General features: G+C 72.3%; 27 protein-coding genes. 10 read left to right on the forward strand and 17 right to left on the reverse strand.

The annotated features are described in order from the left end of the window. Positions 1-24: 24 nt before the first annotated feature. Both ACIF8S_RS10520 and ACIF8S_RS10525 read left to right on the forward strand, forming a co-directional pair. On the forward strand, positions 25-1,182 hold the full coding sequence (locus ACIF8S_RS10520; RefSeq protein ID WP_399998612.1) for an adenosine deaminase: 1,158 nt from the start codon (positions 25-27) through the stop codon (positions 1,180-1,182). 137 nt (positions 1,183-1,319) lie between these two features. Then, the gene (locus ACIF8S_RS10525) at positions 1,320-1,667 is read left to right on the forward strand and encodes an ATP-binding protein (protein WP_399998613.1); all 348 of its coding nucleotides are present in this window, start codon (positions 1,320-1,322) and stop codon (positions 1,665-1,667) included. Between the two features lie 172 nt (positions 1,668-1,839). Here the strand turns inward: ACIF8S_RS10525 and ACIF8S_RS10530 are convergent, their stop codons facing one another. The 5 genes from ACIF8S_RS10530 to afsQ1 all read right to left on the reverse strand — a co-directional run bounded on the left by ACIF8S_RS10530 (position 1,840) and on the right by afsQ1 (position 5,698). Beyond that, a complete protein-coding gene (locus ACIF8S_RS10530) occupies positions 1,840-2,040 on the reverse strand; it encodes a PspC domain-containing protein (RefSeq protein WP_399998615.1) in 201 nt (66 codons plus the stop codon). A 60-nt stretch (positions 2,041-2,100) separates the two neighbouring features. After that, positions 2,101-2,682 carry a VanZ family protein gene (locus ACIF8S_RS10535; protein ID WP_399998617.1) on the reverse strand — a complete coding sequence of 194 codons (582 nt, stop codon included), beginning with the start codon at positions 2,680-2,682 and terminating at the stop codon, positions 2,101-2,103. Between the two features lie 105 nt (positions 2,683-2,787). After that, positions 2,788-3,405, reverse strand: coding sequence for a hypothetical protein (locus tag ACIF8S_RS10540; protein WP_399998618.1), 618 nt, complete (start codon positions 3,403-3,405; stop codon positions 2,788-2,790). Beyond that, entirely contained in the window at positions 3,402-5,024 is a 1,623-nt protein-coding gene (locus ACIF8S_RS10545; protein WP_399998619.1) for an ATP-binding protein, read from the reverse strand. Before ACIF8S_RS10545 ends, ACIF8S_RS10540 begins: the two co-directional genes overlap by 4 nt. Further along, positions 5,021-5,698, reverse strand: coding sequence for a two-component system response regulator AfsQ1 (afsQ1, locus tag ACIF8S_RS10550; RefSeq protein ID WP_399998620.1), 678 nt, complete (start codon positions 5,696-5,698; stop codon positions 5,021-5,023). The genes ACIF8S_RS10545 and afsQ1 overlap by 4 nt, the downstream gene beginning before the upstream one ends. A gap of 242 nt (positions 5,699-5,940) precedes the next feature. Here afsQ1 and ACIF8S_RS10555 point away from each other — a divergent pair, with 242 nt between their 5' ends. Both ACIF8S_RS10555 and ACIF8S_RS10560 read left to right on the forward strand, forming a co-directional pair. Beyond that, the gene (locus ACIF8S_RS10555; RefSeq protein WP_399998622.1) at positions 5,941-6,678 is read left to right on the forward strand and encodes a SigE family RNA polymerase sigma factor; all 738 of its coding nucleotides are present in this window, start codon (positions 5,941-5,943) and stop codon (positions 6,676-6,678) included. Between the two features lie 292 nt (positions 6,679-6,970). Continuing rightward, positions 6,971-7,609, forward strand: coding sequence for a DUF6518 family protein (locus tag ACIF8S_RS10560; protein WP_399998623.1), 639 nt, complete (start codon positions 6,971-6,973; stop codon positions 7,607-7,609). Here ACIF8S_RS10560 and ACIF8S_RS10565 read toward each other — a convergent pair. After that, positions 7,606-8,316, reverse strand: coding sequence for a uridine kinase (locus ACIF8S_RS10565; protein WP_399998625.1), 711 nt, complete (start codon positions 8,314-8,316; stop codon positions 7,606-7,608). The two genes, ACIF8S_RS10560 and ACIF8S_RS10565, sit on opposite strands and share 4 nt — an antisense overlap. A 59-nt stretch (positions 8,317-8,375) precedes the next feature. Between ACIF8S_RS10565 and ACIF8S_RS10570 the strand changes: the two genes are divergently transcribed. Further along, positions 8,376-8,714 (forward strand): hypothetical protein, encoded by a 339-nt coding sequence (locus tag ACIF8S_RS10570; protein ID WP_399998626.1) that lies wholly within the window; start codon positions 8,376-8,378, stop codon positions 8,712-8,714. 89 nt (positions 8,715-8,803) lie between these two features. On the opposite strand, the gene ACIF8S_RS10575 is transcribed toward ACIF8S_RS10570, so the two are convergent. From ACIF8S_RS10575 to deoC, 3 genes are read right to left on the reverse strand one after another with little or no spacing between them, the layout of a single operon-like run. Continuing rightward, the gene (locus ACIF8S_RS10575) at positions 8,804-9,736 is read right to left on the reverse strand and encodes an aldehyde dehydrogenase family protein (RefSeq protein WP_399998627.1); all 933 of its coding nucleotides are present in this window, start codon (positions 9,734-9,736) and stop codon (positions 8,804-8,806) included. Beyond that, complete coding sequence (locus ACIF8S_RS10580; RefSeq protein ID WP_399998628.1) at positions 9,729-11,165, reverse strand: aldehyde dehydrogenase family protein; 1,437 nt, start codon at positions 11,163-11,165, stop codon at positions 9,729-9,731. Before ACIF8S_RS10580 ends, ACIF8S_RS10575 begins: the two co-directional genes overlap by 8 nt. 5 nt (positions 11,166-11,170) lie before the next feature. Beyond that, entirely contained in the window at positions 11,171-12,124 is a 954-nt protein-coding gene (deoC, locus tag ACIF8S_RS10585) for a deoxyribose-phosphate aldolase (protein WP_399998629.1), read from the reverse strand. A gap of 227 nt (positions 12,125-12,351) precedes the next feature. Here deoC and ACIF8S_RS10590 point away from each other — a divergent pair, with 227 nt between their 5' ends. Beyond that, positions 12,352-13,098, forward strand: coding sequence for a PH domain-containing protein (locus tag ACIF8S_RS10590; protein ID WP_399998630.1), 747 nt, complete (start codon positions 12,352-12,354; stop codon positions 13,096-13,098). A 92-nt stretch (positions 13,099-13,190) separates the two neighbouring features. Here ACIF8S_RS10590 and ACIF8S_RS10595 read toward each other — a convergent pair whose 3' ends face one another. The 3 genes from ACIF8S_RS10595 to ACIF8S_RS10605 all read right to left on the reverse strand — a co-directional run bounded on the left by ACIF8S_RS10595 (position 13,191) and on the right by ACIF8S_RS10605 (position 16,859). Next, entirely contained in the window at positions 13,191-14,840 is a 1,650-nt protein-coding gene (locus ACIF8S_RS10595; RefSeq protein ID WP_399998632.1) for a phospho-sugar mutase, read from the reverse strand. Positions 14,841-15,515: 675 nt separating this feature from the next. Beyond that, positions 15,516-16,340 carry a purine-nucleoside phosphorylase gene (locus ACIF8S_RS10600; protein ID WP_145827081.1) on the reverse strand — a complete coding sequence of 275 codons (825 nt, stop codon included), beginning with the start codon at positions 16,338-16,340 and terminating at the stop codon, positions 15,516-15,518. 81 nt (positions 16,341-16,421) lie between these two features. After that, positions 16,422-16,859 (reverse strand): gamma-glutamylcyclotransferase, encoded by a 438-nt coding sequence (locus ACIF8S_RS10605; protein ID WP_024888658.1) that lies wholly within the window; start codon positions 16,857-16,859, stop codon positions 16,422-16,424. Between the two features lie 87 nt (positions 16,860-16,946). Between ACIF8S_RS10605 and ACIF8S_RS10610 the strand changes: the two genes are divergently transcribed. After that, positions 16,947-18,395 carry an NAD(P)H-quinone dehydrogenase gene (locus ACIF8S_RS10610; protein WP_399998633.1) on the forward strand — a complete coding sequence of 483 codons (1,449 nt, stop codon included), beginning with the start codon at positions 16,947-16,949 and terminating at the stop codon, positions 18,393-18,395. Between the two features lie 99 nt (positions 18,396-18,494). Beyond that, positions 18,495-19,460, forward strand: a complete 966-nt coding sequence (locus ACIF8S_RS10615; protein ID WP_349797936.1) for a DeoR/GlpR family DNA-binding transcription regulator — start codon at positions 18,495-18,497, stop codon at positions 19,458-19,460. 71 nt (positions 19,461-19,531) lie between these two features. On the opposite strand, the gene ACIF8S_RS10620 is transcribed toward ACIF8S_RS10615, so the two are convergent. After that, positions 19,532-21,304: an acetyl/propionyl/methylcrotonyl-CoA carboxylase subunit alpha gene (locus tag ACIF8S_RS10620; RefSeq protein ID WP_399998634.1), complete on the reverse strand. Its 1,773-nt coding sequence runs from the start codon at positions 21,302-21,304 to the stop codon at positions 19,532-19,534. Between the two features lie 364 nt (positions 21,305-21,668). Here ACIF8S_RS10620 and ACIF8S_RS10625 point away from each other — a divergent pair, with 364 nt between their 5' ends. Beyond that, on the forward strand, positions 21,669-22,199 hold the full coding sequence (locus ACIF8S_RS10625) for a hypothetical protein (protein ID WP_399998635.1): 531 nt from the start codon (positions 21,669-21,671) through the stop codon (positions 22,197-22,199). Here ACIF8S_RS10625 and ACIF8S_RS10630 read toward each other — a convergent pair. The 4 genes from ACIF8S_RS10630 to ACIF8S_RS10645 all read right to left on the reverse strand — a co-directional run bounded on the left by ACIF8S_RS10630 (position 22,168) and on the right by ACIF8S_RS10645 (position 24,922). Next, entirely contained in the window at positions 22,168-22,788 is a 621-nt protein-coding gene (locus ACIF8S_RS10630; protein WP_399998637.1) for a Maf family protein, read from the reverse strand. The two genes, ACIF8S_RS10625 and ACIF8S_RS10630, sit on opposite strands and share 32 nt — an antisense overlap. Positions 22,789-22,859: 71 nt before the next feature. Beyond that, complete coding sequence (gene mmpB / locus ACIF8S_RS10635) at positions 22,860-22,988, reverse strand: morphogenic membrane protein MmpB (protein WP_399998639.1); 129 nt, start codon at positions 22,986-22,988, stop codon at positions 22,860-22,862. A 125-nt stretch (positions 22,989-23,113) separates the two neighbouring features. Beyond that, complete coding sequence (locus tag ACIF8S_RS10640; RefSeq protein WP_399998640.1) at positions 23,114-23,323, reverse strand: acyl-CoA carboxylase epsilon subunit; 210 nt, start codon at positions 23,321-23,323, stop codon at positions 23,114-23,116. A gap of 9 nt (positions 23,324-23,332) precedes the next feature. Beyond that, positions 23,333-24,922, reverse strand: coding sequence for an acyl-CoA carboxylase subunit beta (locus tag ACIF8S_RS10645; protein WP_399998641.1), 1,590 nt, complete (start codon positions 24,920-24,922; stop codon positions 23,333-23,335). 110 nt (positions 24,923-25,032) lie between these two features. On the opposite strand from ACIF8S_RS10645, the gene ACIF8S_RS10650 reads away from it, so the two are divergent. After that, the gene (locus ACIF8S_RS10650; RefSeq protein ID WP_399998642.1) at positions 25,033-25,905 is read left to right on the forward strand and encodes a biotin--[acetyl-CoA-carboxylase] ligase; all 873 of its coding nucleotides are present in this window, start codon (positions 25,033-25,035) and stop codon (positions 25,903-25,905) included. The last annotated feature ends 192 nt before the right edge of the window (positions 25,906-26,097 follow it).

Genomic DNA, 26,097 nt, shown 5'->3' on the forward strand with positions numbered 1-26,097 from the left:
GCGCGTAGGCGTTATGGTGCGGAAATGACGAGCCAGACCATCGCGAACGCCCCCACCTCGGACCAGATCCGCCGGGCGCCCAAGGTTCTGCTGCACGACCACCTCGACGGCGGGCTGCGCCCCGGCACCGTCGTCGACCTGGCCCGGGAGACCGGCTACACCGACCTTCCGCACACCGATCCCGACAAGCTCGCCCTGTGGTTCCACCAGGCCGCCGACTCCGGGTCCCTGGAGCGGTACCTGGAGACGTTCTCGCACACCGTCGGGGTCATGCAGACCCGTGACGCCCTGATCCGGGTGGCCGCCGAGTGCGCCGAGGACCTCGCCGAGGACGGCGTCGTCTACGCCGAGGTGCGCTACGCGCCCGAGCAGCACCTCGACGGCGGGCTCACCCTGGAGGAGGTCGTCGAGGCCGTCAACGAGGGCTTCCGTCAGGGCGAGCGGCGGGCCAGGGAGAACGGCCACCGGATCCGTGTCGGCGCGCTGCTCACCGCCATGCGGCATGCCGCCCGCGCGCTGGAGATCGCCGAGCTCGCCAACCGTCACCGGGACCTCGGTGTCGTCGGCTTCGACATCGCGGGCGCCGAGGCCGGCTACCCGCCCACCCGGCACCTCGACGCCTTCGAGTACCTGAAGCGGGAGAACAACCACTTCACGATCCACGCCGGGGAGGCGTTCGGGCTGCCGTCCATCTGGCAGGCGCTGCAGTGGTGCGGCGCCGACCGGCTCGGGCACGGGGTGCGGATCATCGACGACATCCAGGTCCGTGACGACGGCGGCGTGGAGCTCGGGCGGCTCGCCGCCTACGTCCGGGACAAGCGCGTCCCGCTGGAGCTGTGCCCCAGTTCCAACCTGCAGACCGGCGCCGCCGCCTCGTACGCCGAGCACCCCATCGGGCTGCTGCGGCGGCTGCACTTCCGGGCCACCGTCAACACGGACAACCGCTTGATGTCCCACACCAGCATGAGCCGGGAATTCGAGCACCTGGTCGACGCATTCGGATACACGCTCGACGACATGCAGTGGTTCACCGTCAATGCGATGAAGTCGGCTTTCATTCCTTTCGATGAACGCCTGGCCATGATCAATGACGTCATCAAGCCCGGATACGCCGAGCTGAAATCCGAATGGCTGTTCCGTCAGACCGCCTCCACCAGCGGTTCTTCCCTGACGGAGGGCTGAAAAGGGCGTCACTGGGAAAGGTGAACACGCAACGCTTTCACCAACCGTCCGCATTTCGATGTTTGCGGCGGAGGGGACGCCTGATTACGGTCACAGCACCGCTCACATCCCCGTATCCCATTTCGAGGACGCCTTTCATGAAGCAGTCTGCTGTCAAGACCCTCGGTGTCGCCGCTCTCGGTGCCGCCTTCGCCGCCGTCGGCGCCGGTGCCGCCCAGGCGGCCCCGGCGCTGCCGGACGCCCCGGCGCTGGACACCGTCACCCAGGCCCTGCCGGCCGACCAGGCGTCCGCGCCGCTGGCGGGTCCGGCCCAGGCGCTGGCGGTGGGCCAGGACGCGGCCGGCAAGGGCCTCGGGACCGCCAAGCCGGTCGTCGACGAGCTGGGCTCCAAGGTGCCGGGCGCCGGTCTCCTCGGCGGTCTGCCGCTGGACGCGGTGCCGGGCCAGGGCGTCAACGTCAACGGCATCCCGCTGGGCGGCCGCTGACCTTCCCGGCCGGCGACGGGCCGATGGGGCGCACCCGGTAACGGGTCGCGCCCCATCGGCGTGCTCGGAGGTGCACGGCCCCGCGCGAGGCCTCAGGGAGATGATGCCGCGCAGGGACCGGGCGGACGGCTCCGCGCGGAGCCTCGGGGGTGAGGGCGCCGCGCGGCCCGGCCTACCAGGCCGTGCGGGCCTTGTCCTCCGAGGGCAACAGGATCCACAGCGCCATGTACAGCAGGAACTGCGGACCGGGGAGCAGGCACGAGACCAGGAACACGGCCCGCATCGTGGTCGCGGAGGTGCCGAAGCGCCGGGCCAGCGCGGCGCACACTCCGCCGATCATGCGGCCGTTGGTGGGGCGGGCGAGGCTGCTCATCGCGGCTCTCCTTCGTGGACGGTGCGAGGCATCCTGTCCGGCTGCCTCCGTACCTCCACGTTACGGAGACGAAGGGGGCAAAGCGTCGCTCCACGGGGCGATCCCGACCCTGGGAATCGTCGGGGTCCTCCCCTGAGGGGGCTCCTCCCGGAGGACGGCCGCTCCCGGGGTCCGGTCCGCCCCGCGGCGTAGCCAGGCACGTCCCGCGGGCACCAGGGCGGCGTGGGCGAGCGCCGCGCCCGCCGTGTTCAGCAGCAGCGCATCGACGTCCACCACCTGGCCCGGCACCGCCGTCTGCGCAAGCTCCACGGCCAGCGACACCAGGGCCGTCGCCGCCATGGTGCGGATCAGCGAGCCCAGCCGGGACACGGCCAGCCGGCCCCCGGCCATCGGCAGCAGCACGCCCAGCGGCGCCAGCAGCGCCATCGCCTCGCCGGTGCGGCGCAGGCCCGTCGTCCAGCCCAGCGCGAAGTCGGCGCGGATCCCGTCGAACGGCCGCAGATTGGCGGGCATCACCCAGGGGACGTCCAGGGGGCGCAGCGTGTACCAGGCGACGAACGCGAGGTGTGCGGCCAGGAGGAAGCCTCCGGTCGCACGGATACGGGACGCGGCGGTGCCGCCGATGACGCCTTGACGCTGCACGCCACCCAAGACGCGACGTGCGCCGCGAGCGGTTCCGGGAAGTCACCCGTTCAACCGCTGAGGCATGCGCCACACTGCGGCGCCGCCCCGCCCGGCGCGCGCCGGTCAGCTTCCGGTGGCCTCGGCCGAGGGCGGCCGTCCGGCCGCCGGACGGGACCGCACCTCGTCCGTGCACCGGTAGCGGCGCGGCCGGCTGTCGTCGGGGCCGCCCAGGATCACCGAGCCGTCGCCCTCGGCCGCCGCCGAGTCGGAGAAGGTGCACACGACCTGCGCCAGCGCGGTGGACGACAGGGCGCCCGGCGGCAGGCTCAGCCGCAGCGCGTCCTCCGGGTCACCGGCGCGCGGTCCGGTCACGGTCGTGCCCGCCCGCACCCGTGTGGTGTACCCGGCTTCCCGCTCGGCGGCCGTCGGCTCCCGCGTCAGCTCGTCCAGCAGCCCCTGGGCGACCAGCACGCGGCGCGCGTCCGCCGCCCCGTCCGTCACCCGCACCTCGCGGTCCACGGCCACCAGCGACGACCCGCACACCAGGAACACCTGCACCGGCAGTCCCCGCGCGGCCTGCCCCGCGCCCTCCGGCTCGCCCGGCGAGCAGCCCACCCGCGACGGCGCCGGGCCGAAGTCGGTCGGCACCTCGGTGGCCCGGATGCCGCAGCCGGACAGCAGCGCGCCCAGCGCCGCGAGCCCCACGGCGGCCCGCAGGGCCGTCGTCCGTCGTCCGTTCACCGGGTGTCCCCCTCGGCGCCCTCGTCACCGGCGTCGCCGGCCTCCCCCTCGGAATCCGTCGCGGACACGTCCCGGGGCAGCCGCAGGGTGAACACGGCACCGCCCTCGGGCGAGTTCGCCGCCGTGATCTCACCGCCGTGGATGTGGGCGTTCTCCAGCGCGATGGACAGCCCCAGACCGCTGCCCTCGGACCGCGGCCGGGAGGCGCTGGCCTTGTAGAAGCGGTCGAAGACGTGCGGCAGGACCTCCTCCGGGATGCCGGGACCGTGGTCCCGCACCTCGATCACCACGGTGCCGCTCACATGGTCCGTGCCGTCCGCGCCCGCCGTGTCCGTCGCGGGGACCTCCCGCACCGACACCCGCACCGGCGAGCCGCCGTGCTTGAGCGCGTTGCCGATGAGGTTGGCGAGGATGACGTCGAGGCGGCGCGGGTCGATCCGGGCGTGGATGCCGCGCTCGGCGTCCAGGTCGACCGCGTCCAGCCAGGCGCGCGCGTCGATGCAGGCGGTGATCTGGTCGGCGACGTCGACGTCGTCGAGGACCAGCCGGGCGGTGCCCGCGTCGAAGCGGGTGACCTCCATCAGGTTCTCCACCAGGTCGTTCAGCCGGCGCGTCTCGCTCACCACCAGCCGGACCGCGGGCTGGATCATCGGGTCGATACCGCCGCCCTCGAACTCCAGCTCCTCCTCCAGGACCTCCGTCACCGCGGTGATCGCGGTCAGCGGGGTGCGCAGCTCGTGGCTCATGTCCGCGACGAACCGGCGGGACGCCTCGTCCCGCGCCGCCATGTCGGCCACCCGCTTCTCCAGCGCCTCGGCGGCCTTGTTGAACGTCCGGGACAGATCGGCCAGTTCGTCGGTGCCGGACACCCTCAGCCGGGTGTCCAGCTTGCCCTCGCCGAGCCGGCGTGCGGCCGTCCCCAGCCGTTGCACGGGCTTGAGCACGGTGGTCGCGGCGGCGTGCGCGAGCAGTGCGCTGCCTATCAGCGCCAGCCCGGTGGCGATCCCCAGCGACCAGGCCAGCGAGCCGAGGTCCTTGGCCTCCGGCGCGAGGGACTTCAGCATGTAGCCGGTGGTGCCGCCGCCGATCAGCCGGGTCCCCGCCACCAGGTACGGGGTGTCGTCCTCCACGATCCGCTGCCAGTACAGGTGGTGCGGGTACTTGTTGCCGTCGGTGATTGGCTGCTGCTCGGTCACCGCCTCACGCAGCGCCTCCGGAACGTCCCCGAGCGAGAAGCCGTTCAGCCCGCCCGAACTGCCGTACACGGTCTGGCCCTCGGGGTTCTCGGCGACCAGCAGCACCGTGAAGCGCTGGCTGCTGTTCGCCATCTGCCCGGCGGTGCGCTGCAGTTCGTCCTGCGCGGGGTGCTCGGGCAGCGCGCCCGCGCGGTTCTGCATCTCCTTCTCGAAGTCGCGCAGCACCGCGTCCTGCGTGCGGGTCAGCACCGACTCACGGTTCAGCCAGTACGCGATTCCCGACGCGGACACCGCCGCGGTCAGCGCGACCAGGCCGAACACCACGACCAGACGCAGCCGCAGGCTGGTGAAGCGCAGCCGTGACCAGATTCCCTTGCGTGCCGCGAACCAACCGCGGCTCCCCCCTTGGTGCTCCTGTGTCACTGAGGCGGGTCCAGCCGGTAGCCGACACCACGGACGGTACGGATGAGTGTCGGGGACGACGGCACGTCCTCGACCTTGGCCCGCAGCCGCTGGACGCAGGCGTCCACCAGACGCGAGTCGCCCAGGTAGTCGTGCTCCCACACCAGCCGCAGCAACTGCTGGCGGGACAGCGCCTGACCGGGCCGCCGGCTCAGCTCGAGGAGCAGCCGCAGCTCGGTCGGCGTCAGCTGGAGGTCCTCGCCGTCCTTCGTCACCGTCATCGCCGAACGGTCGATGACGAGGCTGCCGAAGGTCGCGGAGTCGCTGGACTCCCGCTCCCCGCGCCGCAGCACCGCGCGGATCCGGGCGTCGAGCACCCGGCCCTGCACGGGCTTGACGACGTAGTCGTCGGCGCCGGACTCCAGGCCGACCACGACGTCGATGTCGTCGTTGCGCGCGGTCAGCAGGATGATCGGCAGCTGGTCGGTGCGCCGGATGCGACGGCACACCTCGAAACCGTCGATGCCCGGCAGCATCACGTCCAGCACGATCAGATCGGGCCGCTGCTCGCGCAACAGCTTCAGACCGTCCTCACCACTGGCAGCGGTCGCCACGCGATGACCCTGGCGCGTCAGTGAGAGCTCCAGGGCCGTGCGGATGGCGTCGTCGTCCTCGATCAGCAACAGGGAAGGCACGGGCTCATTCTGGCCCATGGAGGGCTTCCAGTACGACCCGTGGGCGGCTCATGCCCCTTGAGCCCGGATACGTGCCGCTTTTGTCCGCGGAGAGGTGTGAAGGAACGGTGCCGTCACGGTGACCGACCCCTGTGACACGTCTGTGACAGTCGGCGGACACGGCCATGAAAGTGGCGCGGCAAGCTTTTCGGCACAGCACAACGGCAGGCAGAACACCGGAAGTCCACGACGGGGGGCGCGAGATGAACACGCTGCACGGCACCAGCACCAGCGCAGTGGTCACGCGTCTGCACGACGTGCACCGGGGTTCCGAGAAGTCCGGTGCCGCGGGCATGCGGGGGTGCGCTCGCGGCACCGGGCGTCAGCACACCGCGATCATGACGGTGGTTGACGCGTCCACGGGGGACGACAACGGGGGAACCGCGTACGGGGAGGGCTCGGGGGAGCCCCGTTCGCTGAGCGAGGTGGAGTTCACCGCCTACGTCCAGGAGCGCCGCGCCTCCCTGTACGCCACCGCCTACCACCTGACCGGCGACCGCTTCGAGGCCGAGGACCTGCTGCAGAGCGCGCTGTTCTCGACCTACCGGGCGTGGGACCGGATCAGCGACAAGGCGGCGGTCGGCGGGTATCTCCGCCGCACCATGACCAACCTGCACATCAGCGCGTGGCGCCGCCGCAAGCTGAACGAGTACCCGACCGAGGAACTGCCGGAGACGGCCGGTGACACGGACGCGATGCGCGGCACGGAGCTGCGCGCCGTGCTGTGGCAGGCACTGGCCCGGCTGCCCGAGCTCCAGCGCACCATGCTGGTCCTGCGCTACTACGAGGGCCGCACGGACCCGGAGATCGCGGACATCCTCAACATCAGTGTCGGCACGGTGAAGTCGAGCATCTGGCGGTCGCTCCGCCGGCTGCGCGAGGACGAGGTCCTCAGCTTCGGCCGTGACGAGGAGAACGCCTTCGGCGAGCTCGTCGCCTGAGGTCCGGGGGAACAACGGGGAACAGGGGGACCGGGGGACTCCCGGGCCGGGGGGCCCGGGAGTGCGACACGGGGGCCGCGAGGGCGCCGGGGGCGTCACCGCGGGGAACGGGGGATCGGGGGATCCGGGGGAAACAGGAGGGGGAGCACCACGGGGGGTGCGGAAACAGCGGGACTGCGCGGGGCCGGGGGGCCCGTCACGCGGTCCCGCTTTTTCGTGCGCCCGGCCCCGGGAGTGCGGGTGGGCCCTGCACTACACACCCTATGTATACGCGATGTGTATAGTGCCGTGCATGGCCACCGTGACCGCGCCGCGCCGCGACACCCCCGTCACCGTTCTCGCCGCCGTGACGGCCTTCGGACTGCTGCTCGGCTGGGCGACGTACACCCTCCACGGGACGACGCCCCTGCTGGAGCGGGCCACCAACTCCGTGTCCACCTGGATCATCTGGACCGCCGCGGCCGGCGCGCTGATCCGGACCCGGGGGCTCGCCGCCTGGAGCGGGGGCCTGATGATGCTCGCCACCTGCGCCGGCTACTACACGGCGTCCGCCCTGGGGGACACCTTCGGATCCGGAGGGCTCGGTACCGCCGCCGTCTGGTCGGTGGCCGGACTGGTGGGAGGCCCGCTGCTCGGATGGGGTGGCTGGACCGTGCGGTACGGGCAGGGAGCGGTACGGGCGACGGCGGGGGCGGCCGTGGCGATGGTGGTGCTGGGGGAGGGCCTCTGGATGGGGCTGACGCTGCACTACTGGGGGGAGGCGGCCGTCTTCCTGGCCGTCGGCGCGCTCCTCACGGCGTTCCTGACCGTCCACCTGGCGCGCGCCGGGGAGCGTCGCTTCTGGTGGTGCGCCGTCCTCGCCCCCGTGTTCGCCGTCGCCTTCTACCTCGCCGAGCTGTTCGTGCTCGACGGCCTGATCGGCTCGTTCTAGAGCTGCTGCGGGGAGGCCGTCGTCGGCCGGCCCGCGACCGCCGCGGCGGCCAGGCGGGTCAGCGCCTCCTCCCGGTCGCAGGCGTACGCGCCCAGCGCCGTCTGCCGGGCGATGATCGACCGCTCCAGCCGCATCAGGCGCCAGCCGCGCCGCAGCAGGAACGGCACCGACTTGCGCCCCTCCTTCAGGTCCCGCAGGAAGCGCCGCCGGAACGTGCGCACCGGACCGCGGCTCAGGCACAGCGCGTCGGCCAGCAGCCCCCGCTCACGGCAGCGGTCGACGATCTCCGCGGCGAAGATGCCCTCGGCGATGAACAGGGGCGTCCCGCCGATGTCGACGGTCGACTGACCCGTACGGGCGCTCAGGGAGATGTCGTAGACCGGCACCTCGGTGCTCCGGGTCCTGCACAGCCGCTCGATCGCGGCGACGGCGATGTCCGCGTCCCAGGAGGCGGGGTCGTCCCAGTCGATGTCGGAGGTGCCCGCCACCAGCGGCAGCGTCGGGTCGTCGCCCTCCTTGTAGAAGTCGTCCAGGCGCAGCACCGGAAGGCCGGAGCGGGCCGAGACGAGGGACTTGCCGGAGCCGGAGGGGCCGCAGAGCAGCACGACTCGCGCGGATATGGGCGACTGGGAACTCACGGGACACCAGTGTGGCGCATCGTTCGGGTGGCGTACGACCCGTGGGGGCCACTTTGAAGCACGGCTCACATCTCAACTACGCTGCGCGTCGGACCGTTGACCCTGCGAAGTCAAGAGGTGGCACAGCGATGGCCCGACACAAGGCACCGAGGACGCCGGCCGTCCGGCGCGGCATGGCCGTCCTCGCGACGGCGGGGGTGGCGCTCGGCGTCGGGGCGGCGGCCGCGTCCGCCGCGGAGACGAACGTGCTGCCCGACGACCCCGGGCAGGTCGTGGGGACGGTCGCGGACCTCAAGCCCAACCCGCTCGCGGGCACGGGCGTGGACCCGCTCGACAACGGGGTCGCCGCGCAGGTCGCCGACTTCCGCGGGCTGGACTCGCGCGAGCTGACCGGCCCGGTCGCCCAGGCGGAGTCGGTGGACGGCATCCCCGGGGTGGGCACGGTGACGGACGCCTTGCGGCGCTGACGGGGCGCGCGTACGACACGGCGGAGCGCCGTGCCCCTCCCGGACGGAGGAGGGGCACGGCGCTCCGGGCGTGGGGGGGTGCGTGCGGCTCAGTACGCGCTGCCGGACGCGCCCAGGGAGCCCGTCGGGTGCCAGACCGTCTTGGTCTCCAGGAAGGCCGTCATGCGGTCCGTGCCGGGCGCAGCCGCCCAGTCGTCCACAGGCTGTGGACGAAGAACGCGCTTCAGGTTGTCCGCCGCCGCGATCTCCAGCTCCTTCGCCAACGCCTCGTCGGCGCCCGCGAGGTCGATCGCGTTGACGTCCTGGTGCGCGGCGAGCGGCGCGGCGATCTCCGCCGTACGGCCGGAGAGGATGTTGACCACACCGCCCGGCAGGTCGGACGTGGCCAGCACCTCACCGAGGGAGAGGGCGGGGAGCGGGGACCACTCGCTCGCGATCACCACCGCCGTGTTGCCGGTGGCGATGACGGGTGCCACGACCGAGACCAGACCCAGGAACGACGACTCCTGCGGGGCCAGGACGGCGACCACGCCGGTCGGCTCCGGGGAGGAGAGGTTGAAGAAGGGGCCCGCGACCGGGTTGCCGCCGCCGACCACCTGGGCGATCTTGTCGGTCCAGCCCGCGTACCAGACCCAGCGGTCGATCGCCGCGTCCACCTGCGCCGCCGCCTTGGACCTCGACAGGCCCTCGGCGTCGGCGACCTCCGCGACGTACTGGTCGCGGCGGCCCTCCAGCATCTCCGCGATCCGGTAGAGGATCTGGCCGCGGTTGTACGCCGTCGCGCCGGACCAGGCACCGAACGCCTTGCGGGCCGCGACCACCGCGTCACGGGCGTCCTTGCGGGACGACTGCGGTGCGTTGGCCAGCCACTTGCCCTTGGCGTCAGTCACCTCGTACACCCGGCCGCTCTCGGAACGCGGGAACTTGCCCCCGACGTACAGCTTGTAGGTCTTGAAGACGGAGAGGCGCCCGGTCCTGTCGGACCTGTCGATCTTCTCGGTCTTCTCGGGCTTGTCAGACATCGAGGTACGCCTCCAGGCCGTGGCGGCCGCCCTCGCGGCCGAAGCCCGACTCCTTGTAACCGCCGAACGGCGAGGTCGGGTCGAACTTGTTGAACGTGTTGGACCAGATCACGCCCGCGCGCAGCTTGTTGGCGACCGCCAGGATGCGCGAGCCCTTCTCGGTCCAGATGCCCGCCGACAGGCCGTACGGCGTGTTGTTGGCCTTGGCGACCGCCTCGTCGGGCGTGCGGAAGGTCAGCACCGACAGCACCGGGCCGAAGATCTCGTCGCGGGCGATGGTGTGCGCCTGGGTGACGCCGGTGAACAGCGTCGGGGCGAACCAGAAGCCGTTCTCCGGGAGTTCGCAGGCCGGGGACCAGCGCTCGGCGCCCTCCGCCTCGCCCTGCTCGGCCAGCGCGGTGATCCGGGCCAGCTGCTCCGCGGAGTTGATCGCGCCGATGTCGGTGTTCTTGTCCAGCGGGTCGCCGAGGCGCAGCGTGGACAGCCGGCGCTTCAGGGAGTCCAGCAGCTCGTCGTGGATCGACTCCTGGACCAGCAGGCGCGAGCCCGCGCAGCAGACCTGGCCCTGGTTGAAGAAGATGCCGTTGACGATGCCCTCGACGGCCTGGTCGATCGGGGCGTCGTCGAAGACGATGTTCGCGCCCTTGCCGCCCAGTTCGAGGGTGAGCTTCTTGCGGGTGCCCGCGACCGTGCGCGCGATCTCCTTGCCGACGGCGGTCGAACCGGTGAAGGCGACCTTGTTCACGTCGGGGTGGGCGGTCAGCGCGGCTCCGGCGCGGCCGTCACCGGTGATGATGTTGACGACGCCCCTGGGCAGGCCCGCCTGGCGGCAGATGTCCGCGAAGAACAGGGCGGAGAGGGGCGTGGTCTCGGCGGGCTTCAGGACGACCGTGTTGCCCGTCGCGAGCGCCGGGGCGATCTTCCACGCCAGCATCAGGAGCGGGAAGTTCCAGGGGATGACCTGGCCCGCGACGCCCAGCGGCCTCGGGTTCGCGCCGTAGCCGGCGTGCTCCAGCTTGTCGGCCCAGCCCGCGTAGTAGAAGAAGTGCGCGGCGACCAGGGGGAGGTCCGCGTCGCGGGTCTCCTTGATCGGCTTGCCGTTGTCCAGGGTCTCCAGGACGGCCAGCTCGCGGCTGCGCTCCTGGATGATGCGGGCGATGCGGAAGAGGTACTTCGCGCGCTCCGAGCCGGGCAGCGCGGACCACTTCTCGAACGCCTTGCGGGCCGCGCCCACCGCGCGGTCGACGTCGGCCTCACCGGCCTCGGCGACCTCGGAGAGCACCTCCTCGGAGGACGGGGAGACGGTCTTGAAGACCTTGCCGTCGGCCGCCTCGGTGAACTCGCCGTCGATGAACAGGCCGTAGGACGGGGCGATGTCGACGACCGAGCGGGACTCGGGCGCCGGGGCGTAGTCGAAAACAGGTGCCATGGTGATCAGTCCACCGTCACGTAGTCGGGGCCGGAGTAGCGGCCGGTGGCCAGCTTCTGCCGCTGCAGCAGCAGGTCGTTCAGCAGCGAGGAGGCGCCGAAGCGGAACCAGTGGTTGTCCAGCCAGTCCTCGCCCGCGGTCTCGTTGACCAGGACCAGGAACTTGATCGCGTCCTTGCTGGTGCGGATGCCGCCGGCCGGCTTCACACCGACCTGGACGCCGGTCTGGGCGCGGAAGTCGCGGACCGCCTCCAGCATCAGGAGGGTGTTCGCGGGGGTCGCGTTGACCGCGACCTTGCCGGTCGAGGTCTTGATGAAGTCCGCCCCGGCCAGCATGCCGAGCCAGCTCGCGCGGCGGATGTTGTCGTACGTCGACAGCTCGCCGGTCTCGAAGATGACCTTCAGGCGGGCGCTCGTCCCGCAGGCCTCCTTCACGGCGATGATCTCGTCGTACACCTTCATGTAGTCGCCCGCGAGGAACGCGCCGCGGTCGATGACCATGTCGATCTCGTCCGCGCCGGCGGCGACGGCCTCGCGGACGTCCGCCAGCTTGACGGCGATCGGGGCGCGGCCGGCCGGGAACGCGGTGGCGACCGAGGCGACCTTGACGGTGGAGCCGGAGACGGCCTTCTTCGCCGTGGCCACCATGTCGGGGTAGACGCACACCGCGGCCGTGGCGGGTGTGGTGCGGTCGGTCGGGTCGGGGTGGACCGCCTTCGCGCCGAGCGCCCGGACCTTGCCCGGGGTGTCCGCGCCTTCCAGCGTCGTCAGGTCGACCATCGAGATGGCGAGGTCGATGGCGTACGCCTTCGCGGTCGTCTTGATCGAGCGGGTGCCGAGGGAGGCGGCACGCGCCTCCAGGCCGACCGCGTCGACGCCGGGCAGCCCGTGGAGGAACCGGCGCAGCGTGCTGTCGGACGCGGTGACGTCGCTCAGAGCGTGGGGTGCAGTGGTGGGCATGGTCACCAGACGAGCATATCTACGCGCGTAGCGGCTGTACAGCCCCGGAGTGGGATCCGGGGCTGGGGGGTCCGGGTCTGGGGGGTCTGGGGAAGAGGGGGAGGCCTCAGGGATTCCGGGGAGGGTGGGGGCCGGCTCGTGTGTGGTGAGGCGGTGGGCGGGCGTGTGGTGGGGGTGGGGAAGGGCGGGGGGCCGGGTTTCGGGGTGGGTCGTGCAGAATCGGGGGCATGACGACCCCCGACGACCAGTCGCGCGAGCCGGAGCCCACGAAGCCGTCCGGGCCCGCGACGACCCCGTACAAGGACCGCATCTACCGCTCGCCCGCGGGCATCGCCGGCGGTGTGCTCGTGCTCGCCCTCATCGGCTGGCTCGGCATCGACGGGGTGGTCGTCGGCGAGGGACGCACCCCGTGGCTCGCCCTCGCCGCGATGCTGTTCCTCGTCCCCCTGGTCGTCGCCTACACGCTGCGTCCCGCCGTCTACGTGAACGACGACCGGCTGCGCGTCCGCAACCCGCTGCGCGTGATCGTGCTGCCGTGGGGGCGGGTCGTCTCGCTGCGGTCCGGGTACTCCAACGAGGTCGTCGACGACTCGGGCGCGAAGTACCAGCTGTGGGCGCTGCCCGTCTCGCTGCGGGCCCGCAGCAAGGCGAACCGTCAGGAGGCGCGCGCGGCGGCGAAGGCCGCACGCGGTGACACGGGGCGGCGCGGACGCCGGGGCGGATCGGGTGCCGGCGGTGACCTGGGTGGCGCCGGCGGCCTGGGCGGCTTCGGCGGGGTCGGCGCGGGTGCCGTGGCCGACGGGCCCCGCAGGTCCGAGACCGACCAGGCCATGGCCGAGATGCGTGAGCTGCACGAGCGGCGGCAGGGCGAGGAGAGCGCGCAGGGGGAGGTCACCGTGCGGTGGGCCTACGAGATCATGGTGCCCGCCGTGGCGGGGGCCGTGCTGCTGGCCGTGCTGGCTGCGTTGGGCTGACGTGGCGTTGGCCTGAGGTGGCGTTGGGCTGACGTCGTGTTGGGCTGAGGTGGTGTGACATCGGGGCGGGCCTGGGGCCCGCCCCTTTCGCGTCAGATGCCCGCTGCTGCGGACAGGTCCCGCTTGATCGTGGTGAGGAGGGACGTTGCCCTGGTGCGGGCCTCCGGGAGGTCCTGCTTCGTGGCGACCGGGATCACCACCTCCAGGTAGCACTTCAGCTTCGGCTCCGTGCCGCTGGGGCGGACCACGACCCGCGCGCCGTCCAGGGTGTAGCGGAGGCCGTCCGTGGGCGGGAGCGTCGCCGTGCCCTCGTTGAGGTCCTCCGCCCTGGCGATGCGCAGGCCCGCCAGCTCGGTGGGGGGCTGCTCGCGCAGGCGGCGCATCGCCGCGGCGATCAGGCCCAGGTCCTTCACGCGGACACTGAGCTGGTCTGTGGCGTGCAGGCCGTGCTCCACGGCGAGGTCGTCCAGGAGGTCGGGGAGCGTGCGGTTCTCCGCCTTGAGTTCGGACGCCAGTTCCGTGAGGAGGAGGGCCGCCGTGATGCCGTCCTTGTCGCGGACGCCGTCCGGGTCCACGCAGTAGCCGAGGGCCTCCTCGTAGCCGTAACGCAGGCCGTCGACGCGGGCGATCCACTTGAAGCCGGTCAGGGTCTCCTCGTACGGGAGGCCCGCCTTCTCGGCGATACGGCCGAGGAGGGACGACGAGACGATCGACTCCGCGAACGTGCCGGTCGCCCCGCGGCGGACCAGGTGGGCGGCGAGGAGCGCGCCGACCTCGTCGCCGCGGAGCATGCGCCAGTCGCCGCCGTCCTTCACGGCGGCGGCGCAGCGGTCGGCGTCCGGGTCGTTGGCGATGACCAGGTCCGGGTCCGTCTCGCGGGCCTTCGCGAAGGCGAGGTCCATCGCGCCGGGCTCCTCCGGGTTGGGGAACGCGACGGTCGGGAAATCCGGGTCCGGGTCGGCCTGCTCGGTGACCAGGTCGGGGGTGGGGAAGCCCGCGCGGGCGAACGCGGCGAGGAGGACGTCCTTGCCGACGCCGTGCATCGCCGTGTAGACGGTGCGGGCGGTGCGGGGGGAGTCCTTGGACAGGACCGCGTCCGTGCGGGCGAGGTAGGCGTCCAGGACGGTGTCGTCGAGGGTCTCCCAGCCGGTGGTGGGGCGGGGGACGGTGGTGAGGGAGGTGATCGCCTCGATCTCGGCGGCGATCTCCGCGTCGGCCGGGGGGACGATCTGGGAGCCGTCGCCCAGGTACACCTTGTAGCCGTTGTCGCGGGGCGGGTTGTGGCTGGCGGTGACCTCCACGCCGGCGACCGCGCCGAGGTGGCGGATGGCGAAGGCGAGGACGGGGGTGGGGAGGGGGCGGGGGAGGACGGCGGCGCGGAGGCCGGCGCCCGTCACGACAGCCGCCGTGTCCTCGGCGAAGGCGGCGGACTTGTGGCGGGCGTCGTAGCCGATGACGACGAGGCCGGCCGTGTCGTTGCCGTGGGGGGTTCCCTGCTTCTTGAGGTAGGCGGCGAGGCCGGCGGCGGCGCGGATGACCACGGAGCGGTTCATGCGGAGGGGGCCGGCGCCGAGTTCGCCGCGGAGGCCGGCGGTGCCGAACTGGAGGGTGCCGCTGAAGCGGGCGGTGAGTTCGGGGAGGTCGTGGGCGTCGATGAGGCGGGCGAGTTCCTCGCGGGTGTCCGGGTCGGGGTCCTCGGCGAGCCATGCCTGGGCCTGTGCGATGAGCGCGTCGTCTTCCACGGTCGGTCGGCCTCTCTCGGTCGTCGTGTTGTCAGGGTGCCCGCGGGGGCGGGGGTTCCGCCCGGTGGGGCCTCGGCTTTCCGCCTGTGGCGGGGTTCTGTCCGGTGGGGGTTGCGGTCTGATGCCTGTGGCGCAACGTCCGTCCGGTGGGGGCTGAGGTCTTATGCCTGCGGCGCAACGTCCGGTCCGGTGGGGGCGGGTGTAGCGCCTACGGGTGGTGGGTGGTGCGGGGCCGTGGTGGGGGTGGTCATCCTCGGTCTGGCGCGGGAGTGCGTGTTGTGAAGCACAGGGTGCGGACGCGCCAGCCGCTGCGGGCGCCCAGCCCCACCCCGTCCCCTCCCCGCCGCGAGCGGCTACCTCCCGCCTACGCCGGCCTTCCTCACTTCGCCGTACGCGGCTCCCGGCCCACGCGGGGCGGCGGGGCACCCGCTCCGCCAACCCGCGGGCGCGCGGCCGGGCGGAGGGGCAGACCCTCCGCCAACCGCGGGCAGTCGTGCCTCCCCCGCTCGAGCGAAGCCGAGAGTGGGGGAGGGTGGGCGCGGCGGCACCCGGCGCCGGGCTGCGCCGACACCCCCGGCCCGCACCCACACCGGGTGTCTCGGAAGCCCGCCCCCGCCGGAGGCAGCCGTACCGCACAACCGCGTCCACGGAAGCGCCGCGCTGCGAGCAGGTGGGTTACAGACGCCCCAGCACCTGCGTGAGCAGCGCGCCCATGCGCGTCGCCGAGTCGCGGCCTGCCTGGAGGACCTCCTCGTGGTTCAGCGGCTCGCCCGTCATACCGGCCGCAAGATTGGTCACCAGGGAGATGCCGAGGACCTCGGCGCCGGCTTCGCGCGCGGCGATCGCTTCCAGGACGGTGGACATGCCCACCAGGTCCGCCCCGATGACGCGCGCCATGCGGATCTCCGCCGGCGTCTCGTAGTGCGGGCCGGGGAACTGGGCGTAGACGCCCTCCTCGAGGGAGGGGTCGATCTCCTTGCACAGGGCGCGCAGGCGCGGGGAGTAGAGGTCGGTGAGGTCGACGAAGTTGGCGCCGACGATCGGCGAGGTCGCCGTCAGGTTGATGTGGTCGCTGATCAGGACCGGCTGGCCGGGGCGCATCCCCTCGCGCAGACCCCCGCAGCCGTTGGTCAGCACGATCGTCTTCGCGCCCGCCGCGACCGCCGTGCGGACGCCGTGGGCGACCGCGGCCACCCCGCGGCCCTCGTAGTAGTGCGTGCGGCCCAGGAAGACCAGGGCGCGCTTCGCGCCTATGCGGTACGAGCGGATCTTGCCTCCGTGGCCCTCGACCACCGGCGGCGGGAAGCCGGGCAGCTCGGTGACCGGGTGCTCGGCCTCGGGGGTTCCGAGCGCGTCCACGGCCGGGGCCCACCCGGAGCCCATCACGAGGGCGACGTCGTGGGTCTCGGCGCCTGTGAGTTCGCGCAGGCGGGCTGCGGCGGCGTCGGCTGCCGCGTAGGGGTCGCCCTGGATGTCGTCCGGAAGAAGAGAAGCGTTCACGTCGATGAGGGTAGCCGGTATTCGCCTACGCGCGTAGATGTGGGAGGTGACGGGATGGCGATCGTTGTCTTGTCGTTTCCGTCAGCAGGGTCGCTTGCGCAGTTCCATCACGTAGTCGTGCGGCGCCCCCGCGGACTCCGCCGCGTCGGCGATCTCGCCCAGGTAGCGCGCCGAGGGCAGTCCGCCCTCGTAGGAGTTGAGGACGTAGGTCCAGGCCTGGTCCTCGCCGTCGAGGGTGTGCACACGGACCCGCGTGCGGCGGTAGATGTCCAGGCCGGTCCCCTCCCAGCGGTCCAGGGACTCCTCGTCCATGGGCGCGATGTCGTAGAGGGAGACGAAGACCTGGGAGAGCGGGTCCTCGACGAGGGTGGCGAGTGCGCCCTCCCAGCCCATGTGCTCACCGCCGAACGTCAGCCGCCAGCCGTTGAGCCAGCCGGTGGCCCGCAGCGGGGAGTGCGGGGCGCGGCGGGACATCAGCCGGGCGTCGAGGTTGCCGGCATAAGCGGCGTAGAGCGACATGGGGGAAGGGTACGGCAGGGGGTCGCGGGGGCGATGTGACCGAGGGGGAGCACCCCCGGGCGGTCGCACGGTGAAGTGTGCGGGACAATGGAGTACGTGACTCGGATCGTGATCATCGGTGGCGGACCCGGCGGATACGAAGCGGCGCTGGTCGCCGCGCAGCTCGGCGCGGAGGTGACCGTCGTCGACTGCGACGGCCTGGGCGGTGCGTCGGTGCTGACCGACTGCGTGCCGTCCAAAACCCTGATCGCCACGGCCGAGGTGATGACCACCTTCGACTCCTCCTACGAGGAGCTGGGGATCATCGTCGCCGACGACACCCCGCCGCTGGAGCAGGCCGCCCGGGTGGTCGGTGTGGACCTGGGCAAGGTCAACCGGCGTGTGAAGCGGCTCGCGCTGGCGCAGTCGCACGACATCACCGCTTCGGTCACCCGGGCCGGCGCGCGTGTCATGCGCGGGCGCGGGCGGCTGGACGGGATGCAGGCGCTCGACGGGTCGCGCAAGGTCGTCGTCACCGCCGCCGACGGGAGCGAGGAGACGCTCACCGCGGACGCCGTGCTCATCGCGACCGGCGGGCATCCCCGTGAGCTGCCGGACGCGCAGCCCGACGGGGAGCGGATCCTGAACTGGACGCAGGTGTACGACCTCGACGAGCTTCCCGAGGAGCTCATCGTGGTCGGTTCCGGTGTCACCGGTGCCGAGTTCGCCGGCGCCTACCAGGCCCTCGGCTCCCGCGTGACGCTGGTGTCCTCGCGCGACCGCGTGCTGCCCGGCGAGGACCCGGACGCGGCGGCCGTGCTGGAGGACGTCTTCCGGCGGCGCGGCATGAACGTGATGGCGCGGTCGCGCGCCCAGTCCGCCAAGCGGGTGGGGGACCGGGTCGAGGTGACGCTGGCGGACGGCCGGGTCATCACCGGCTCGCACTGCCTGATGGCCGTGGGCGCCATCCCGAACTCCGCGGGCATGGGCCTGGAGGAGGCCGGGGTGCGGCTGCGGGAGTCCGGGCACATCTGGACCGACAAGGTGTCGCGGACCACCGCTCCGGGTGTGTACGCGGCCGGTGACGTCACCGGTGTCTTCGCCCTCGCCTCGGTGGCCGCCATGCAGGGGCGGATCGCCATGTACCACTTCCTCGGCGACGCGGTCGCTCCGCTCAATCTGAAGACTGTTTCGTCGAACGTCTTCACCGACCCCGAGATCGCCACCGTCGGCTACTCGCAGGCCGACGTGGACGGCGGGAAGATCGACGCGCGCGTGGTGAAGCTGCCGCTGCTGCGCAATCCGCGCGCCAAGATGCAGGGCATCCGCGACGGCTTCGTCAAGATCTTCTGCCGTCCCGGCACCGGCATCGTGGTCGGCGGTGTCGTCGTCGCGCCGCGCGCCTCGGAACTCATCCACCCCATCTCGATCGCGGTCGACAACAACATGACCGTCGAACAGATCGCGAACGCCTTCACCGTGTACCCCTCGCTGTCGGGCTCGATCGCCGAGGTGGCACGGCAGTTGCACACCCGGAAGGCGGCCGGGGAAGGCTGACATCGCCCTATACCACTTGGTGTGGGGCCGTGCGAACAACTTCTGCTATTCAGCGCAAACTGCTGAAAGCAGACGGTCGTCGGCGTTACTGTCAGTTTCGTGTTCGCTGCAGAACGTCGCCAATTGATCCTCGAAATGGTGCGAGCGAACGGGGCCGTGTCGCTCCGTGAGCTCGCCCGCGTCGTCCAGACCTCCGAAGTGACCGTACGGCGGGACGTGCGCGCGCTGGAGGCAGAAGGACTCCTCGACCGCCGGCACGGCGGTGCGGTGCTGCCGGGCGGTTTCACGCGAGAGTCCGGCTTCCCGCAGAAGTCACATCTCGCGACCGCCGAGAAGACCGCCATCGCCGACCTCGCCGCGAACTTCGTGGAGGAGGGCGAGGCCATCGTGGTCGGCGCGGGGACCACCACGCAGGAGCTGGCCCGCCGGCTGGCCCGGGTGCCCGGGCTGACGGTCGTCACCAACTCCCTGCTGGTCGCCCAGGCGCTGGCCCACGCCAACCGGGTCGAGGTCGTGATGACCGGCGGCACGCTCCGCGGCTCCAACTACGCCCTCGTCGGCAGCGGCGCCGAGCAGTCCCTCCAGGGGCTGCGGGTCTCCCGCGCCTTCCTCTCGGGCAGCGGCCTGACCGCCGAACGCGGGCTGTCCACGTCCAACATGCTGTCGGCGTCCGTCGACCGGGCGCTGGTGCAGGCGGCGGCCGAGGTGGTGGTCCTCGCCGACCACACCAAGCTCGGCACGGACACCATGTTCCAGACCGTGCCGACCGACCTGATCACCCGCTTGGTGACGGACGAACCGCCCGCGCACGACGACCGGGCGGCGACCGAACTGCAGGCGCTCGCGGACCAGGGCGTGCAGATCGCCGTCGCGGGGGCGCCGGGGGGAAACGGCAGCGCGGGAGGTGACGGTCCGCCGTCGGGGCGGCAGCGCCGTGACGTGCCGCTGCCCGGCCCAAGGCGGCAGGCCCCCGGCCTGCGTACGGCCGTGGCGCTGGGTGCCGCGGCGGACCAGGGGCAGGGCGCGGAACGGGCGGCCCGGGTGGCGGACATGCGACGGCGCTGAACTGCCCACGGACGTACGACAGCGCCCGGCGTCCCCCCGGGGGAGGGCGCCGGGCGCTGTCGACGTGGGCGTCAGTCCTTGATCTCGCAGATCGCCGCACCGGAGGTGACGGAGGCGCCGACCTCCGCGCTCAGGCCCTTGACGGTGCCGGAGCGGTGGGCGTTGATGGGCTGCTCCATCTTCATCGCCTCCAGGACGACGACCAGGTCGCCCTCCTTGACCTCCTGCCCCTCCTCGACCGCGACCTTGACGATCGTGCCCTGCATCGGGGAGGCGAGGGTGTCACCGGAGGCCGCCGGGCCGGACTTGCGGGCGGCGCGGCGCTTGGGCTTGGCGCCGGCGGCGAGGCCGGTACGGGCCAGGCTCATGCCGAGCGACGCGGGCAGGGAGACCTCCAGGCGCTTGCCGCCGACCTCGACGACGACCGTCTCGCGGTCCGCCTCCTCTTCGGCCTCCGCGTCCACCGCCGCGACGAACGGCTTGATCTCGTTGACGAACTCCGTCTCGATCCAGCGCGTGTGCACCGTGAACGGGTCGGCGGAGCCGGTCAGTTCGGGGGCGAACGCCGGGTCCTTCACCACCGCGCGGTGGAACGGGATGGCCGTGGCCATGCCCTCGACCTTGAACTCCTCCAGCGCACGGGCGGCGCGCTCCAGCGCCTCCTTGCGGGTGCGGCCGGTGACGATCAGCTTGGCCAGCAGGGAGTCCCACGCCGGGCCGATGACCGAGCCCGACTCCACGCCCGCGTCCAGGCGCACGCCCGGGCCGGACGGCGCGTCGAAGGCGGTGACGGTGCCGGGGGCGGGCAGGAAGTTGCGGCCCGGGTCCTCGCCGTTGATGCGGAACTCGAAGGAGTGGCCGCGCAGCTGCGGGTCGTCGTAGCCGAGCTCCTCGCCGTCGGCGATGCGGAACATCTCCCGCACCAGGTCGATGCCGGCGACCTCCTCGGTGACCGGGTGCTCCACCTGGAGGCGGGTGTTGACCTCCAGGAAGGAGATCGTGCCGTCGTTGCCGACGAGGAACTCCACGGTGCCCGCACCGACGTAGCCGGCCTCCTTGAGGATGGCCTTGGACGCGCGGTACAGCTCCGCGACCTGCTGGTCCGAGAGGAACGGCGCCGGGGCCTCCTCCACCAGCTTCTGGTGCCGGCGCTGCAGCGAGCAGTCACGGGTGGAGACGACGACCACGTTGCCGTGCTGGTCGGCCAGGCACTGGGTCTCCACGTGCCGGGGCTTGTCCAGGTACCGCTCGACGAAGCACTCGCCGCGGCCGAAGGCGGCGACCGCCTCGCGGACGGCCGAGTCGTACAGCTCGGGGACCTCCTCGAGGGTGCGGGCGACCTTGAGGCCGCGCCCGCCACCGCCGAAGGCGGCCTTGATGGCGATCGGCAGGCCGTTCTCCTCGGCGAAGGCGACGACCTCGTCGGCGCCGGACACCGGGTCGGGCGTACCGGCGACCAGAGGAGCGCCGGCGCGCTGTGCGATGTGCCGGGCGGCGACCTTGTCACCCAGGTCACGGATGGCCTGCGGGGGCGGGCCGATCCAGATGAGGCCCGCGTCCAGTACGGCCTGGGCGAACTCGGCGTTCTCCGAGAGGAAGCCGTAGCCGGGGTGGATCGCGTCGGCCCCCGACTCCCGCGCGGCCTTCAGCACCTTGTCCATGTCCAGGTAACTGGTGGCCGGAGTGTCACCGCCCAGGGCGAACGCCTCATCCGCGGCGCGGACATGCAGAGCGTCCCGGTCCGGGTCGGCGTAGACGGCAACGCTCGCGATTCCGGCATCCCGGCAGGCCCGGGCAACGCGGACAGCGATTTCGCCACGGTTGGCGATGAGCACCTTGCGCACGATTGAGGCTCCCTCCTTGAAACAAGCCGAGTTTAGGGACTGCCGACACGGCACTTCGACCCGTCCCCAGTGGTGAGCTTGCCCACACGGAGCGTGATGCGAGGCATGCTCGACCCGCGAAATCCCTTGTCGCACCTCGGTACGCAGGACTCCTCCCGGAAACCCTAGCCCTCCTGTGTGGTCAAGGTCTCTGTGAGAGCGTGCTGCGGCCCACTTCGAATCTTTGTGGAGTCCCTACGAATGGCCCAATGATTCTTTGCCCTCCGCCGAACCCTTGTACGGACGTTTACCCGTTAGTAGCCTTCGCGTCGTCCCGAACATACTCGGGGTAACCGCAGTCGTGCTCGAAAGTGGGTGGGTGCCGGTGATCCGCAGACCGGTGGCGTGGATCGTCGCGCTCGTGCTGTTCGCCGAGGCGCTGGGCATCGGGGCGGTGAACTGGTTCCTTGGTGTCGTCGTCGACCGGCAGGACATGTCCCTGGCCGGTCTCGACCCGGACATGATGGCGGTGTCGTCGAAGGCCGGAGGAGTGGTCTTCGGGCTCTACTTCGCCGCGTGCGGCCTGGTGGCCCTGCTGGTCGCCCTGCGCGACCGCGCCCCGGCCGGCTTCGGCCGGGTGCTGCTGATCAGCGCCGGGGTCGTCCACGCGCTGCTCGGCGCCTTCGCCTGGGGCCTGATCGGCTGGACCGCGTTCCTCGCCATGGTCGTCGTCCTCACGCTCATCGTGCTGCTCCTGATGACGTACGACGGACGCCCCGGCGCGCCCGCGGACGCCGCCCCGGAGAAGGGCGGCCCCGGCGGTGCGGAGGGGGCAGGGCCCGGCGGTGCGGAAGGGGCCGGGCCCGGCGGGCCCGGGGCCCCGCTCAGCCCTCCGGCGGCGCCCACAGCTCCGTGATGCCGACGCCCAGTTCGGCCAGCAGGCGCCGTACCAGGGGCAGGCTGATGCCGATCACGTTGCCGTGGTCGCCGTCGATGCCGTCGATGAACGGGGCCGAGCGGCCGTCCAGGGTGAACGCCCCGGCCACGTGCAGCGGTTCTCCCGAGGCCACGTAGGCGGCGATCTCCTCGTCGGACGGTTCACCGAAACGGACGACCGTGGAGGCGGTGGCGGAGGCGTAGCGCCCGCCGGCCGTCTCGTACACGCAGTGGCCCGTCTGGAGGGTGCCCGCGCGGCCGCGCATGGCCTTCCAGCGCGCCGTGGCCTCCTCGGCGTCCGCCGGCTTGCCGAGGGCCTGGCCGTCCAGCTCCAGGACCGAGTCGCAGCCGATCACCAGCGCGCCCTTCACCTCGGGTTTCGCGGCGACGTCGGAGGCCTTGGCCTCGGCCAGGGCGAGCGCCAGTTCGGCGGGGGTGGGGGCGGAGACGGCGTCCTCGTCGACCCCGCTGACGATCACCTCGGGGGCCAGTCCGGCCTGGCGGAGCAGCCCGAGCCGGGCGGGGGACTGGGAGGCGAGCACGAGGCGGCGGCGCGGCTGATCTGTCATGCGGTCAGCGTATCGACGTCGCCCGTCCGGCTCATCCCGCGGCGGGCCTCGCGCGGGGTGGGAGGCGCCTCTCACCGCAGGCCGATCACCAGCATCACGAGCACCATGGCCAGCGCCATGAGAACGCCCAGCCGCCGCAGCATCTCCTGCGTGTCACGCAGTTCCTTGGGCGGCTTGTTCTCGGGGTCGGACCACAGCATTCCTCCAGCGTGCGGCGGAGCCGGCGAAGGGCGCCTGAGTACGCGTACTCAACTTGGCGGGGGTGGGGCGGTGCAGGGCCGGGGCGCGGCAGCGGGCCGTACGCGTGTGCGTACGGCCCGTCGCCTCAGGCGCCCGGCCAGTACGTCCGCGACCACGTCGCCGGGCCCGGCTGGGGCACCCGGCGGGCGGCGACGCGGGACGGGTCGGACCAGGCGTCACGGACCGTGGGCGCGCCGGACGGCAGGGCGGCCGCCGCCGCGGCGCGCGCCCGGACCACCGCCAGTGCGGCGGCCAGCTCCTCCGGGGTCGGGTTGCCCCGTACGACCTTGATCACAGCGGCTCCTTACAGGGGGATGTTGCCGTGCTTCTTGGGGGGCAGGCTCTCGCGCTTGGTACGCAGCTGACGCAGGCCGCGGACGATGTGGCGGCGGGTGTCGGACGGCATGATCACCGCGTCGACGTAGCCGCGCTCGGCCGCGACGTAGGGGTTGAGGAGGGCGTCCTCGTACTCCCGCATCAGCCGGGCCCGGGTCGCCTCCGCGTCGTCCGACTCGGCGATGGTGCGGCGGTGCAGGATGTTGACGGCGCCCTGCGCGCCCATCACCGCGATCTGGGCGGTCGGCCACGCGAGGTTGAGGTCGGCCCCCAGGTGCTTGGAGCCCATGACGTCGTACGCGCCGCCGAAGGCCTTGCGGGTGATGACGGTGATGAGCGGAACCGTCGCCTCGGCGTAGGCGTAGATCAGCTTGGCGCCGCGGCGGATGATGCCGTCGTGCTCCTGGTCCACGCCGGGCAGGAAGCCGGGGACGTCGACGAAGGTCAGCACCGGGATGTTGAAGGCGTCGCAGGTCCGCACGAAACGGGCCGCCTTCTCCGACGCGGTGATGTCCAGGCAGCCCGCGAACTGCATCGGCTGATTGGCGACGATGCCGACGGGGCGGCCCTCGACGCGGCCGTACCCGGTGAGGATGTTCGGCGCGAACAGGGGCTGCGTCTCGAGGAACTCGGCGTCGTCGAGGACGTGCTCGATGACCGTGTGCATGTCGTACGGCTGGTTCGCCGAGTCCGGGACGATCGTGTCGAGTTCGCGGTCCTCGTCGGTGATCGTCAGGTCCGCCTCCTCGGGGAAGGCGGGCGGCTCCGAGAGGTTGTTGGAGGGCAGGTACGAGAGGAGCTGCTTGACGTACTCGATCGCGTCCTTCTCGTCACCCGCCATGTGGTGCGCGACGCCGGAGGCCGAGTTGTGGGTGCGGGCGCCGCCGAGCTCCTCGAAACCGACGTCCTCGCCGGTGACCGTCTTGATGACGTCCGGGCCGGTGATGAACATGTGGCTGGTCTGATCGACCATGATCGTGAAGTCGGTGATCGCGGGGGAGTAGACCGCGCCGCCCGCGCAGGGGCCCACGACCAGGCTGATCTGCGGGATCACGCCGGACGCGTGCGTGTTGCGGCGGAAGATCTCGCCGTACGCGCCGAGGGAGGCCACGCCCTCCTGGATGCGGGCGCCGCCGGAGTCGTTGATGCCGATGACGGGACAGCCGGTCTTGAGGGCGAAGTCCATCACCTTGACGATCTTCTGGCCGTAGACCTCGCCGAGGGCTCCGCCGAAGACGGTGAAATCCTGGGAGAAGACGGCGACCGGGCGGCCGTCGACCGTGCCGTAGCCGGTCACGACGCCGTCGCCGTAGGGGCGGTTGGCGTCGAGGCCGAAGTTGGTGGAGCGGTGCCGGGCGAACTCGTCCAGTTCGACGAATGAACCCTCGTCGAGCAGGAGGTCGATCCGCTCACGTGCCGTCAGCTTGCCCTTGGCGTGCTGCTTTTCGACCGCGCGCGCGGAGCCGGCGTGCGTCGCCTCTTCGATGCGACGCTGAAGATCCGCGAGCTTGCCCGCGGTCGTGTGGATGTCAGGCTGCTGCTCTTCCGGCTCGGACATCGGGATGCGGCTCCCTGCCTGCTCAAAAGGGGGGACGGTTACTCATCCGTAGCGTAGTGGGGGGCCGTGAGTTCGGCAGTGCGGTGTTTCCCACACCTAGTGTGGGTTGCATGACACCCCGAGATGACTCCGAATCCCCTGGGACCGGTCGTAGCCGGTGGTCCGACCTCGACCGGCCGCCTCTGAACGCCACCGCCCTGCGGCGCGGGCTGGTGCGGGAGGGGGCGCTGTGGCGCGAGGTGGAGGTGGTGCAGCGCACCGGGTCCACCAACTCCGACCTCGTGGCGCGGGCGCCGGCCGAGAAGCTGGAGGAGGGGGTCGTTCTCGTCGCGGAGGAACAGACCGCCGCGCGGGGGCGGCTGGACCGGCGGTGGGTCGCGCCCGCCCGGTCCGGGCTGTTCTTCTCCGTGCTGCTCCGGCCGCGGGAGGTGCCGGTGGAGCGGTGGGGGTGGCTGCCGTTGCTGACGGGGGTGGCCGTCGCCACGGGGCTGGCGCGGGCGGCCGGGGTCGACACGGCGTTGAAGTGGCCGAACGATGTGCTGGTCACCGTGGGGGGTGAGGAGCGGAAGGCCGGGGGGATCCTGGTGGAGGCCACGGGGGACGGGGGCGTTGTCGTGGGGGTCGGTGTCAACGTGAGTCTGCGGGCCGATGAGCTGCCGGTGGCCACGGCGGGGTCGTTGGCGTTGGCGGGGGCGGTGAGTACGGACCGGGATCCGCTGTTGCGGGGGATGCTGCGGGCGCTGGAGGAGTGGTACGGGCGGTGGCGGAGCGCGGGGGGCGACGCCGGGGCGTGCGGGCTGCAGGAGGCGTATGCGGCGGGGTGCGCGACGTTGGGGCGGGTCGTGCGGGCGGAGCTGCCGGGGGACCGGGCGCTGGTGGGGGAGGCGGTCGCGGTGGACGGGGACGGGCGGTTGGTGCTGGCTACGGAGGCGGGGGTGCAGGAGCCGGTGGGGGCGGGGGACATCGTTCATCTGCGGATGTGACGGTGGCGGGGGTCGGGGGGCGGGGCGGTGCCTGCGGCGCAGGGTTCCGGCCGGTGGGGGCCGGTTCAGCGCCTGCGGTGGGTGGGGGTGCGGGGCCGGGGGGGGGGGGGGGGGGGGGGGGGGGGGGGGGGGGGGGGGGCGGGGGGGGGGGGGGGGGGGGGGGCGGCCCGCGCCCCCGGGGCGCCCCCCCCC

Source organism: Streptomyces sp. NPDC085937, assembly GCF_044540535.1.
In the GTDB taxonomy this organism is placed as follows: Bacteria; Actinomycetota; Actinomycetes; order Streptomycetales; family Streptomycetaceae; genus Streptomyces.